At 77.6% G+C, this 11579-nt stretch carries 12 protein-coding genes and 1 riboswitch; of the genes, 3 read left to right on the top strand and 9 right to left on the bottom strand.

All coding sequences use genetic code 11. The features are described from left to right. Positions 1-2: 2 nt before the first annotated feature. Positions 3-752, top strand: coding sequence for an ABC transporter permease (locus IE98_RS0109630; RefSeq protein ID WP_234443476.1), 750 nt, complete (start codon positions 3-5; stop codon positions 750-752). A 22-nt stretch (positions 753-774) separates the two neighbouring features. Here the strand turns inward: IE98_RS0109630 and IE98_RS0109625 are convergent, their stop codons facing one another. The 3 genes from IE98_RS0109625 to IE98_RS0109615 form a co-directional block, all read right to left on the bottom strand. Beyond that, a complete protein-coding gene (locus IE98_RS0109625; protein WP_030267352.1) occupies positions 775-1764 on the bottom strand; it encodes a peptidoglycan-binding domain-containing protein in 990 nt (329 codons plus the stop codon). Positions 1765-1930: 166 nt separating this feature from the next. After that, on the bottom strand, positions 1931-2848 hold the full coding sequence (locus IE98_RS0109620; protein WP_030267350.1) for a GNAT family N-acetyltransferase: 918 nt from the start codon (positions 2846-2848) through the stop codon (positions 1931-1933). A 64-nt stretch (positions 2849-2912) separates the two neighbouring features. After that, a complete protein-coding gene (locus IE98_RS0109615; protein ID WP_030267347.1) occupies positions 2913-3851 on the bottom strand; it encodes an AraC family transcriptional regulator in 939 nt (312 codons plus the stop codon). A gap of 141 nt (positions 3852-3992) precedes the next feature. Between IE98_RS0109615 and IE98_RS0109610 the strand changes: the two genes are divergently transcribed. Both IE98_RS0109610 and IE98_RS0109605 read left to right on the top strand, forming a co-directional pair. Continuing rightward, positions 3993-4484, top strand: coding sequence for a DUF1772 domain-containing protein (locus IE98_RS0109610; protein WP_030267344.1), 492 nt, complete (start codon positions 3993-3995; stop codon positions 4482-4484). Positions 4485-4521: 37 nt separating this feature from the next. After that, complete coding sequence (locus tag IE98_RS0109605; RefSeq protein ID WP_030267341.1) at positions 4522-4854, top strand: antibiotic biosynthesis monooxygenase family protein; 333 nt, start codon at positions 4522-4524, stop codon at positions 4852-4854. 46 nt (positions 4855-4900) lie between these two features. On the opposite strand, the gene IE98_RS0109600 is transcribed toward IE98_RS0109605, so the two are convergent. The 6 genes from IE98_RS0109600 to IE98_RS0109575 form a co-directional block, all read right to left on the bottom strand. Continuing rightward, a complete protein-coding gene (locus IE98_RS0109600; RefSeq protein WP_052390340.1) occupies positions 4901-5785 on the bottom strand; it encodes an ECF transporter S component in 885 nt (294 codons plus the stop codon). Then, complete coding sequence (locus tag IE98_RS0109595; RefSeq protein WP_030267335.1) at positions 5782-7392, bottom strand: ABC transporter ATP-binding protein; 1611 nt, start codon at positions 7390-7392, stop codon at positions 5782-5784. Before IE98_RS0109595 ends, IE98_RS0109600 begins: the two co-directional genes overlap by 4 nt. Further along, complete coding sequence (locus tag IE98_RS0109590; RefSeq protein WP_052390339.1) at positions 7389-8495, bottom strand: cobalt ABC transporter permease; 1107 nt, start codon at positions 8493-8495, stop codon at positions 7389-7391. Before IE98_RS0109590 ends, IE98_RS0109595 begins: the two co-directional genes overlap by 4 nt. Before the next feature lie 20 nt (positions 8496-8515). Beyond that, positions 8516-9166, bottom strand: coding sequence for an SCO2322 family protein (locus tag IE98_RS0109585; protein WP_234443475.1), 651 nt, complete (start codon positions 9164-9166; stop codon positions 8516-8518). Continuing rightward, positions 9163-10506 carry a prenyltransferase/squalene oxidase repeat-containing protein gene (locus tag IE98_RS0109580; RefSeq protein WP_052390338.1) on the bottom strand — a complete coding sequence of 448 codons (1344 nt, stop codon included), beginning with the start codon at positions 10504-10506 and terminating at the stop codon, positions 9163-9165. Before IE98_RS0109580 ends, IE98_RS0109585 begins: the two co-directional genes overlap by 4 nt. A gap of 105 nt (positions 10507-10611) precedes the next feature. Further along, positions 10612-10681, bottom strand: a riboswitch (cobalamin riboswitch). A 235-nt stretch (positions 10682-10916) separates the two neighbouring features. Next, on the bottom strand, positions 10917-11516 hold the full coding sequence (locus IE98_RS0109575) for a TetR family transcriptional regulator (protein ID WP_106976553.1): 600 nt from the start codon (positions 11514-11516) through the stop codon (positions 10917-10919). Positions 11517-11579: the final 63 nt, after the last annotated feature.

Genomic DNA, 11579 nt, shown 5'->3' with positions numbered 1-11579 from the left:
CGGTGGCCGCGCCGGCCGGGCAGCTGCTGCCGGTCACCTGGCTGCTGGGCGTCGAGATCGCGCTGCTGCTCGCCGCGGCGGTCGCGGTGGCCGGCCGGGGACGGCTCGGGCACGGGCACGCGGTGCTGCGGGCGGGGCTGCGCGCCGTGGTGCAGCTCGGCGTGGTGGCGCTGGTCATCTCCTGGGTGGTCGGCTCGCTGGGGACGTCCGCGCTGTTCGTGCTGCTGATGTTCGGGGTGGCGGTGCGCACGGCGGGCCGGCGGATGACCACCGGCCCGGGCTGGGCGTGGGCCGCCCTGCCGATCGGCGCCGGGGTGCTGCCGGTGCTGGTGCTGCTGCTCGCCACCGGGCTGCTGCCGCACAAGGGCATCGCGCTGATCCCGATCGCCGGCATCCTGATCGGCGGCGGGCTCACCGCCACCTCGCTGGCCGGCCGACGGGCACTGGACGAGCTGCGTACCCGCCGCGGCGAGGTGGAGGCGGCGCTGGCGCTCGGCTTCGAGGACCGCGACGCCCGGCTGGAGATCTGCCGGACGGCCGCGGCCACCGCGCTCGTCCCGGTGCTGGACCAGACCCGCACGGTGGGCCTGGTCACGCTGCCCGGCGCGTTCGTCGGCATGCTGCTCGGCGGCGCCGGGCCGGTGCAGGCCGGCGCGGTGCAGCTGTTCGTCCTGGTCGCGCTGCTCGCCGTGGAGTCCGCCGCGGTGGTGCTGGTGCTCGAACTGGTCGGCCGGGGCCTGGTGCCCGTCTGACCCGCCGCCGGACCGACCGCCGTCAGCAGTTGGGGTCGGCCGAGGCCTTCTCCAGGGCGGCGCGGGTCTTGGGACCGTACTGGGTGCCGTTGCGCTCGTCGCCCTTGATCCGGGCGTCCCGCTGGAACTCGCTCAGGATCCACTGCGTCCAGGAGTCGAAGGTGCCGGTGGCGAACCAGACGTTGAGGTCGCCGCAGGAGACGGTGATCAGCATCTGCTGCATCGCCCGGACGTCGGTGCCCGAGTCGCCCGGCTTGAGCACCCGCGCCGTCGCCGAGGTACTGGGTGCCACCGGCGGTGCGGCGCTGGCGCTCGCCGGGGCCGACCCGGCCGGGCTGAGCGCGGCCGCGGGCGCCCGGCTCGCGGTGGCCCTGGCGGTGCGCGTCGGGGAGGCCGAGGACGTCCTGCCGGCCGAGGCGCTCGCGGTCGTCGACGGCTCGGGCTGCCCGGTGTCCGGCGGCGCCACGTCGGCGGTGCCGGAGGGGACGGGCAGCGCCTGGTCGAGGTTCGGCTTGTCCGAGGACGGCGACAGGGCCAGCGCCAGACCGGCGCCGACCACCGCGATGCCGAGGCCGGCGGCGATCACCGCGGTGCGGCGCCGGCCGGCGACCAGCTGGGCGCTCTCGCGCCGCTCGGCCCGGCCGCCGGGCCGCTGCCGCGGGGTGCCGTGGAAGTCGAAGACGCCGAGGTCCCCGCCGCCGGCCGCGGCGGGTCCGGCCCCGGGGGCCGGGCGCTGCGGCGGGACGGCCGGCGGTGCGGACGGCGGCGGCGGAGCGGCGGGGCGCGCCGCGGGCGGGGCCGGCGGCAGCAGGGTTGTCGCGAACGGGTCCGGGCCGGGCCCGGGGTACGGCCGGCCGTGGCCGCCGCCCGCGGCGACGTAGGGTCTGACCAGCGGCGGGCCCTCCATGTGGGGCAGCACGGCCGTGTCGGTGACATCCGGGGACGAGGAGGCGCACGCGCAGCCGACGGCCGTCCGGACCGTGCCGCACAGCGGGCAGAGCTCTCCCGGCATCGGCCGGTCCTCCTCGGTCGGTGTGACGAACGCGCCCGATTATGCAGGAGGTTGCACGGGTAGGACAGGGAGGTCCTGTGTCGAACGGTGGCCTTGTCCTATTTGGTGGTGAAACGGCCGGGATGAACGGTCGGTGACACCCCGCCGTCCCCGCGGTGCGCCACCACTACGCCCCGGTGCCGCCGCTGACGTCCCGCGAGCGGCTCTCCTCGACCACCCGGTACCCGGCCGCGGTGTACAGGTTCATCGCCACGGTGTTCCCGCCGAAGACGTTCAGCATCAGCGCGCCGTCCCCGGCCGCCAGTGCCGCCCGCTCGCCGGCCGCCATCGCCGCCCGGCCGAGGCCCCGGCCCCGCTCCGCGGGGAGGACGTCCAGCGAGCAGCCGAAGGTGACGCCCGGCAGGAAGCCGTGGTGCAGCCAGCCGGTGCCGACCGTCCGCCCCTCGGCCTCCAGCACCAGCACGGCCTGGCCGGGCGTGGCCATGTCCTCGGGCAGCATCCGGGCGAAGTCCGCCGCCGACTTGGCCCGGGCCTGCTCCTGCGTGTGCGAACCGGCGCGGAGCATGTCGAGGACGTACGCCTCCTCCTGCTGCGCCCGCCAGGCCGGGTACTCCTCGGCCGTCATCGGACGGGCCGTCACGGCGCCCGGTCCCGCTTCCGCGGCCGCCGCGGTCAGCTCCTTCAGCCGGTTCTGACCGCGCACCGCGTACCCGTCGAAGAGCGGGTCCGGGCCCGTCACCCGCGCCTCGACCCGCACCGCCCCGCGCTCGGCGCACCACCGCTCGGCCCACCCCAGCGCGTCCGGGCGCAGCCGCCCGTACCCGGGCTCCGTCCACACCTCGCCGATCCGGCCGACCGGGGTGCCCTCGCGGTCCGCGACCCCGACGGCGACGGTGCCGACCGGACGGCCGTCCGCCCGGATCTCCGCGACCGTCCACGTCTGCGCCTGCGCGCGCTGCTGCTCGGCCAGCCGCTCGGCGGCCGCCGCGGAGAGCCCCGCCGCGCGGTAGGACGCCACGAGGCGCCGCAGATGGGCGTCCGGCCAGCTGTCCCGGCCGGCGCCGGGTGCGATGTCCAGGGTCATCCGGGCACGGTAGGCCGCGCGGCGGCCCGGCTGCGACCGGTTTTCCCCGGCCGCGGCGGCCGGATCAGCCCGCGCGGTGCTCCCGCGGGCTCACCCCGCGCACCCGCTTGAAGGCGCTGCTCAGCGCGAACGGACTGCCGTAGCCGACCCGGCGGGCCACCGCGGCGAGCGTCGCGTCCGGCTCGCGCAGCAGGTCCGCCGCCAGGTCCAGCCGCCACCCCGTCAGGTACGCCATCGGCGGCTCGCCGACCAGCTCGGTGAAGCGCCGCGCCAGCGCCGCCCGGGACACCCCCGCCTCCGCCGCCAGCGAGGCCACCGTCCACGGCTCGGCCGGCCGGCGGTGCAGCAGCCGCAGCGCCCGGCCCACCACCGGGTCCGCGGAGGCCCGGTACCAGCGCGGCGGGGCGGCCTCCGGCCGGGCGAACCACTCGCGCAGCGCCGTGATCAGCAGCAGGTCCAGCAGCCGGTCGAGCACCACCTCCTGGCCCGGCGCGTCCCGGTCCATCTCCTCGCCGAGGAGCGCCGGCAGCGGCGAGGACCAGGCGTCCGCGGGCACCACCGCGACCGGCGGCAGCGCCCGCAGCAGCCGCCCGTTCACCTCCCCGCGCAGCTGATAGGTGCCGGTCAGCATCACCGTCGCACCGTCCGCCCGCTCACCCCAGGACCGCCCGCCGAGGTCCATCTCCTCGCACAGCGGGACGCCCTGCGGATCGGTGGACACCTGCCCCGGGTGGATCACCACCCGCACCGGCGTCTCCGGCCGGTCCGCCACCGTGTACGGCTCCGGGCCGCGCACGATCGCCAGGTCGCCCGGCGCCAGCACGGCCGGACCGCCGACCGCGGGAACGATCCAGGCCGTACCGCTGACCAGGCTGACCACCGTCAGCGGCGCCTCGTCGCGCACCGCCACCGCGAACGGCGGGGCCAGCACCGAGCGCAGCAGGAACGCCCCCTGCGCCCGCGGCGCGGCGAGCAGGCCGGCGAGTCCGTCGACTGCGTTCATGCGGCAAGCCTAGAAGCAGCAGCCCCCGAGGGGTTGGACGCGTGCGTATGCGGGTGAGCGGCTCGGCGATGGGCAGCGGGGCGGGGCGCCGGTTGACTTGACGGCATGACACGGATCCGGGGGGAATCGGAGGTGCGACCCATGGCAACGGCACTGCTGCTCGCGGCCGCCGTCGCGACAGGACTGATGGCGGGCCTCTTCTACGCGTTCGCCTGCTCGGTGATGCCGGGCCTCGGGCGCAGCGGCGACCACACCTTCGTCGAGGCGATGCAGCGGATCAACACCGCCATCCTCAACGGCTGGTTCGCCGCGGCCTTCGTCGGCGCGCTGCTGCTCACCGTCGCGGCCGGCGCCCTCCACCTCGGCGGCACGGGACGGCCGGCCCTGCCCTGGATCGCCGCCGCCGCCGTGCTCTACCTGGTGGTGCTGGTGGTCACCATGGCGGTCAACGTGCCGCTCAACGACCGGCTCGCCGCGGCCGGCGAACCGGGCTCGCTCACCGACCCGGCCGCCGTCCGGGCCGCCTTCGAGCAGACCTGGGTGCGCTGGAACACCGTCCGCGCGGTGCTCAACACCGCCGCCTTCGGCTGCCTCGGCTGGGCGCTCGTCCTCTCCGGACGCGCCGGGGCCTGACCGCCGTCCGGGTGTGAGGTGGTGCAGGATGGGAGGCATGTCCGTAGTGAAGATCAACGTGCTGACCGTGCCGGCCGAGATGCGGGAGACCCTGGAGAAGCGGTTCGCCGCCCGCGCCGGGGCCGTGGAGAACTCCGACGGCTTCGAGTGGTTCGAGCTGCTGCGCCCGGTCGAGGGCACCGACCAGTACCTGGTGTACACCCGGTGGGCCAGCGAGGAGGCGTTCAAGGCCTGGATGGAGGGGCCGATGCAGGCCGCGCACCGCCAGGGTCCGCCGGCCGGGGGCGGCGAGGCGCCGAAGCGGCCCGCCGCCGCCGACTCGGTGCTGTGGTCCTTCGAGGTGGTGCAGTCCGCCGGGCCGAAGGCCTGACGGGATCCGAACGGTGAGGGGGGTGCGGCCGCCGGCCGCACCCCCCTCAGTGCTGCTCGGCGGGCTCGTCGGCGTCCGCTGCCGCACGCGTCCCGGCCGGCGGGGCGAAGGCCACCGGCGCGCCGAACGCGGCCCGGCGGGTGGTGCGCCGCAGCGCCCGCAGCACCGGCCCGCCGACCGTCAGGCAGAGCACGGCGGTGAGCGCGGCCCGCGGCAGGTCCCAGCCGAGCGAGGTGGTCAGGCAGTACAGGGCGAAGCGCGGCAGGTTCGCCGACAGCGGGTCGCCCGGGACGAAGGCGATCGAGCTCGCCTGCCCGGCGATGTACGGCCAGCCCTGCAGGTTCATCACCGTGCCGTAGGCCACCGCGGCGAGCGCCCCGTACCCGGCGAGCAGCAGGTGCTCGCCGCGGCCGCGGAGGGCGGCCGGGCCCGGCAGCAGCCCGGCGCCGAGGCAGACCCAGCCCATGGCGAGCATCTGGAACGGCAGCCACGGGCCGACCCCGCCGGTGAGCAGCGCCGAGGCGAACATCGACACCGCGCCGAGCACGAAGCCGAAGCCCGCCCCGAGCACCCGGCCGGCCAGCACCATCAGGAAGAACATCGGCTCCAGGCCGGCGGTGCCCGCGCCGAGCGGCCGCAGTGCCGCGCCCGCCGCGGCCAGGACACCGAGCAGGGCGACGGCCTTGGCGTCCAGGCCGGGGGCGCCGCCGCCCGCCGAGCGGCCCTCGGAGATCTGGGCGACCACCACGGCCAGCAGCAGCGGCAGCATCAGGGCGAACAGCCAGGGTGCGTCGGCGGAGTGGCCGACCAGGTCGGAGCCGGGGGAGGCGAGCAGCGGCCAGCCGAAGGCGGCGACGCCGATCGCCGACAGCAGGGCGAGCGCCGGACCGGAGCGCCGCCCGAGCGGGGCCGGCCCGGCCGGCGTGCTCACAGTTCCTCCCCGAGCTCCGAAGTGACCTGACGGAGCGTCAGCCACTGCTGCGGCGCGAGGACCTTGGCGATCTGCGGGGCGAACGCCGGTGCGGCGGTGACGACGTCGGCGGTCGGTCCGTCGGCGACGACCTCGCCCTCGGCCAGCACCACGGTGCGGTGGGCGAGTTCGGCGGCGAGCTCGACGTCGTGGGTGGCCAGCAGCACCGCGTGCCCGGCCTCGGCGAGGCCGCGAAGCACCGTCACCAGGCGGGCCTTGGCGGCGTAGTCGAGGCCGCGGGTCGGCTCGTCCAGCAGGATCACCGGGGGCGCGGCGGTGAGCACCACGGCCAGCGCCAGGGTGAGCCGCTGGCCCTCGGAGAGGTCGCGCGGGTGCCGGTCGTCGGCCAGGCCGGGCAGCAGCCCGGCGACCAGGGTCCGGCAGGTGCCGGCGGGTGCGCCGGCGTCCTTGTCGGCGGCGGCGCACTCGGCGCCGACGCTCTCGGTGCAGAGCAGGTCGCGGGGCTCCTGCGGGACGAGGCCGATCCTCCGGACGAGTTCGGCAGGCCGGGCCTTGTGCGGGACGAGCCCGCCGACCCGGACGCTGCCGCCGGACGGGGCGTGCAGGCCGACCAGGCTGCCGAGCAGGGTCGACTTGCCGGCGCCGTTGCGGCCCATCAGCGCGGTGGTCCCGCCGGCCCGCAGCTCCAGGCCGATGCCGCGCAGCGCCGGGACGGGCCCGCGCTTGACCACCAGCCGGTCGACGGCGGCCAGCACCTCGCCGCCCGGCGCCGCGGCCGCGGGCGGGGTGCGGTCCGCGAGCCGGGCGCGCAGCCCGGCGGCCCGGCGGCGGGCGTCGCGGACGGACAGCGGCAGCGGCGACCAGCCGGCGGCCCGGCCGAGCGCGACCACCGGCGGGTGCACGGGGGAGTGCGCCATGACCTCCGCCGGCTCGCCGAGCTCCGGGGCCAGGCCGGGTCCGGGCAGCAGCAGCACCTGGTCGGCGTACTGGACGACCCGCTCCAGCCGGTGCTCGGCCATCAGCACGGTGGTGCCGAGGTCGTGGACGAGCCGCTGCAGCACCGCCAGCACCTCCTCGGCGGCGCCCGGGTCGAGCGCCGAGGTCGGCTCGTCCAGCACCAGCACCCGGGGGTGGACGGTGAGCACCGAGCCGATCGCGACCCGCTGCTGCTGGCCGCCGGAGAGCGAGGTGAGGGCGCGGTCGCGCAGGTCGGCGAGGCCGAGGAGGTCGAGGGTCTCCTCGACGCGGCGCCGCATCACGTCCGGGGCGAGGCCCAGCGACTCCATCCCGTAGGCGAGTTCGTCCTCGACGGTGTCGGTGACGAAGTGCGCGAGCGGGTCCTGCCCGACGGTGCCGACGACGTCGGCGAGGTCGCGCGGGCGGTGGGTGCGGGTGTCCCGTCCGGCGACGGTGACCCGGCCGTGCAGGGTGCCGCCGGTGAAGTGCGGGACGAGCCCGCTGACCGTCCCCAGCAGGGTCGACTTGCCGGAGCCGGACGGGCCGACGACCAGGCAGAGCTCGCCCTCCGGCACGGTCAGGTCGACCCCGCTCAGTGCGGGCTCGGCGGCGTCGGCGTAGGCGACCGACACCTGCTCGAAGGTGATCACGAGCTCCTCCGGGGCGGGACGGGGGCGGCCGCGGCCGGCACCAGGCCGATCAGCACGGCGGCCACGGCGGGCAGCGGCAGGGAGGGCAGCTCCGGCGGCACCACGGACGGGGCGAACGCCGCCGGGTACCGCCCGGAGCACCAGACGGTCAGCACGGCGACGGCGATGCCCGAACCCGCCACCAGCCACTCGCGCACGGCCCACGGATCGGGCCGGTAGCGGGTGCGCAGGCTGCGCCGGCCGCCCAGCAGCAGCCCGGCGCCGGCCGAGGCCAGCCCGAGCAGCAGCACCGGCAGCGCCCAGCCGCTGCCGGCCGCGCCGAGCAGCCCGTACAGGGCGGCGCAGATGCCCAGCAGGCCGAGCAGGGTGAGTGCGGCGGTGGCGCGGGCGAGGCGGCGCGGCACGTCGGCGGTGCGGCCGAAGCCGCGGGTGTCCATCGCCGCGGCGAGGGCGACCGAGCGTTCCAGTGCGCCCTCCAGCACCGGCAGTCCGACGCTCAGCAGGGCGGCGACGCCGCGGTCGTCGCGGCCGCGCAGCCGGCGGGCGGCCCGCAGCCGCCGTACGTCGGCGACCAGGTTCGGCGCGAAGGTCATCGCCACCACCGCGGCGAGCCCGGCCTCGTACAGGGCGCCGGGCAGGGCGCGCAGCAGCCGGGTCGGCGAGGAGAGCGCGTTGGCGGCGCCCACGCAGACCAGCAGCACGGCGAGCTTCAGCCCCTCGTACAGGGCGAACAGCAGTCCCTCCAGGCTGATCGCGCCGCCCACGCGGACGCCCTGCGCCCAGGACGGCAGCGGCAGCTGCGGCAGGGTCAGCAGCACGTGGGTGCCCTGCACGGGCGAGCCGAGCAGCACCGTGAACGCCATCCGGATGCCCAGCACCAGCAGACCGAGCCGCAGGAAGGCCCCGTACGAGCGGGACCACGGCTCGTCGCCGCGGCGGGCGGCGACCACGTACCCGGCGACCGCGCCGATCAGCAGGAGCAGCAGCGGGTTGGTGGTGCGCGAGGCGGCGGCCGCGAGGCCGAGCGCCCACAGCCACCAGGCGCCGGGGTGCAGGTGGCGCGGGCCGACGGCGGGGCGCGCGGTGGTGCGGTTGCGTGGCACGGCGGGTCTCCGGTCGGTCGTCAGCGGCGGCGGCGCAGCTGCCACCAGGCGCCGGCACCGAGCAGCAGGACGAGGACGCCGCCGACCACCGGGCCGGTGAGGCCGGTGCCTCCGGACGGCGAGCCGGAGGCGGCCGGCGCACCGGCGTCCACCGCCTCGCCGCAGCCGGCGCGCGGGTAGCCGGCGATCGCGCACAGCATGCCCGCGCCGTCGTAGCGCAGCGGCGGCGCGACGGCGGCGAGCACCTCGGCCGAGGTGGCGGCGGTCGGCACCGAGGCGCAGGCCGTCCGGGCGGCGGGCGGGACGCCCGCGCCCTTCGGGGCGTCGGCGGCGGTGCCGGGGTCGAGCACCACGCCGACCCGCTTGCGGCCCTGCTGCGCCGGGGTGGCGGCGCACAGCGCGGCGAAGTCCCCGGAGCCGCCCGGCCGGGCGGCCTCCTTCCCGCCGTCCGGGCTCAGCGCGAACCGCCAGCCGTCGACCGCGCCGTCGGCCGGCACGTACACGGCCGGGCCCTGCTGCTGGTAGGCCCAGGTGCCGCCGCTCCCCTTCCAGAAGGACCAGTAGCGGTAGTCCGCGGCCTGTGCGGGCCCGGCCGGCAGCAGGACGAGGAGGACGGCCGGGACGGCGGCGGCCAGCAGGGCCGCCGCCGTCCGGCGCAGCGCGCCGGTCACTGCTGCCCGTCGTCCTTCGCCGGGGTGCCCGCGGCGGCGGCCGCGGCGGCCTGCCGGCGGCGGTTGAGGCTGATCATCAGCCCGCCGCCGATGCCGACCACCAGGCCGGTGCCGACCAGCCAGATCGGCGAGAAGCCGCCGTTGTCCTCGCCGTCGGTGATGCCGGAGCCGGGCGCCTGGGTGCCGTCCGGGTTGGCCGACGCGGCCGAGGCCGCCGCCGACGGCAGCGAGGCCGGCTTCGGGCCGGAGTCCGCCAGCAGCTGCACCAGGTTGGTGCCGCCGAAGTTGTAGGGGTCGAGCTTGGCGGCCCGGGCGACCAGCAGCAGCGTCGCGGCGGCCGCCGGGTCGGTGCCGTTCTTGCCCTTCGCGGCCCAGGCGTAGCCGTTGCCGGCCAGCCAGTCGGCCGCACCGGCGGCCTGGTGCGGGTGGCCCGCGCGCACCAGCGACAGCACCGCCCAGGAGGTGGCGTTCAGGTCCGGGGCCGGCTCGGCGCCGGGAGTGGTCAGCATCAGGTGCTGGCCGTTGGCGTTCAGCTGCCCGACCAGGTGCGCGGAGGCGGCCTCGGCGGCCTGCGCGGCGGGCACGGCCGTCGCGGCGCCGCCCGCGGGGCAGGCCAGGGCGGCCGGTGCGGCGTCCACCCGGTCGGTGGTGGCCACCGGCAGCGCCCCGCCGGCGGCGGCGAGCGCGGCCTGCCCGGTCGCCAGGCCGTTCGCCTTGGCGTCGGCGCCCGGCTGGTAGACGTAGCCGCCGCGCTCGGGGGCCGTGGCGGCGCAGCCCAGCTGGAAGCCGGCGAGGCCGTCCAGGGCGCTGCGGCCGGCCTTGGCGACCTGCGCCGGGTCGGCGTGCGCGGCGGTCAGCGCGCTGACCGCGAGGCCGGTGGAGTCGGCGTCGCCCGGGCCGCCCGGGTTGTACGACCAGGTGCCGTCCGCGTTCTGGTTCGCCTTCAGCCAGGCCGTGCCCTTGGCGACGGCGTCCTGGTGGCCGCCGAGCGCGGTGAGCGCCTGCACGGCGACGGCGGTCGCGTTGCTGTCCTCGGTCTTCGGGTCGCAGGCCGCGGCCGCGTCCGCCCGGAAGGAGGGCCAGCCGCCGTCCGCGCACTGCTGGCCGGTCAGCCAGGAGACCGCCGACGCGGCCGGGACGACCTTCGCGGAGGCCAGCGCCGTCAGCGCGAGGGACTGGCGCCACACGCCGTCGTAGGTGGGGTCGCCCTTGCCGTACAGCGCGGCGGGCGGGGTGACCGGGGTCGGTGCCGGGGTGTCGGCCAGGGCCGGGGCGGCGGCGCCGGCGGCCAGCAGCAGGCCGGCCAGCGCGGAGGCGCCCAGGCGGGCGGCGGTGAGCATGTGAGGGTGAGCCTTTCGGTGAGCGGTGCAGCAGCCCGGCGGGCTGCCCGTAGACCTCGACGGAACCGGGCGTGCCACGCCCGGCCGGCCGCTCGCCCCGGCCCCGGGCAGTCCGGCTCGCCCGCGGGGCGGGCTCACGGTTGCGGGTCAGCGCCGGATTCGCACCGGCTTCCCCCGGGAGGGGCGGATGGAGTTGTCGTGCGGCCCCGACTCTAACCGGCACCCGCGAACGGCACGCAGTCCGTCCGGTAGAACGCGTTCCAGTTCCAGGCCCTCCGCCTGAGGCGGCGCCGCAGGGGCGCGCGGAACCGTGCAGTCCGAGAGCGGACGTACCGGCGGTCGGGGTCGACCCCCGGTTCGTACGGTGACCCGCATCCGAATCGCGCAGTTCCCCCCGCCCCCGGGCGTGCCTAGCCCGTCGGGGTCAGCAGGCGGGCGGCCGTGTGCAGGTCGGCGCGGACCTCGGCGAGGGAGCTGCGGCCGGAGAGCCAGCTCAGCAGCGTCGCGTGCCAGGTGTGCCCGACCACCCGCAGCGCCGCCTGCTGCTCCGCGGTCGGCTGCCCGGGCAGCCGCGCGGCGGCGAGCACGATCTCGGACGTCAGGTCCGCCACCGCGTCCACCTCCCGCCCGACCGAGCGGTCCGCGAACGACAGCGCCCGCACCATCGCCTCCGCCAGCCGCGGGTCGCGCTGCAGGGCGTGGAAGGCCAGCGTCAGCGTCTCGGCGACCCGGCCGGCCGGGTCCGCGGCGGTCGGCGGATGCCGCCTCACCTGCTCCTTCAGCTGCCGCAGCTGCTCCTCCATCACCGCCACCAGCAGGTGCACCTTGGACGGGAAGTAGCGGTACAGGGTGCCCAGCGCGACCTCCGCGTCCTCGGCGACGTCGCGCATCTGGACGGCCTCCCAGCCGCCCCTGGAGGCGAGCGCGGCGGCGGCGCGCAGGATCCCGCGGCGCCGCTCCGCCTGGCGCGGGGAGAGCCGGCGGCCGGCAGTGGTGGACACGGTCAACACAGCCCCCAGGGCGTCGACGGGACGGGACCGGGCACGTGGCGTGAATCACCATCCCCGGCCCGA

It is taken from the genome of Streptomyces sp. NRRL B-24484 (assembly GCF_000717715.1).
Lineage (GTDB): Bacteria > Actinomycetota > Actinomycetes > Streptomycetales > Streptomycetaceae > Kitasatospora.
This window is presented reverse-complemented; position numbering and strand designations above follow the sequence as displayed.

Excerpts from the sequence above, each read along its gene's own strand:
- IE98_RS0109615 (WP_030267347.1), bottom strand. The coding sequence starts at position 3,851 with ATGAACGCAGTCGACGGACTCGCCGGCCTGCTCGCCGCGCCGCGGGCG.
- IE98_RS0109580 (WP_052390338.1), bottom strand. The coding sequence starts at position 10,506 with ATGCTCACCGCCGCCCGCCTGGGCGCCTCCGCGCTGGCCGGCCTGCTG.
- IE98_RS0109625 (WP_030267352.1), bottom strand. The coding sequence starts at position 1,764 with ATGCCGGGAGAGCTCTGCCCGCTGTGCGGCACGGTCCGGACGGCCGTC.
- IE98_RS0109620 (WP_030267350.1), bottom strand. The coding sequence starts at position 2,848 with ATGACCCTGGACATCGCACCCGGCGCCGGCCGGGACAGCTGGCCGGAC.
- IE98_RS0109605 (WP_030267341.1), top strand. The coding sequence starts at position 4,522 with ATGTCCGTAGTGAAGATCAACGTGCTGACCGTGCCGGCCGAGATGCGG.
- IE98_RS0109610 (WP_030267344.1), top strand. The coding sequence starts at position 3,993 with ATGGCAACGGCACTGCTGCTCGCGGCCGCCGTCGCGACAGGACTGATG.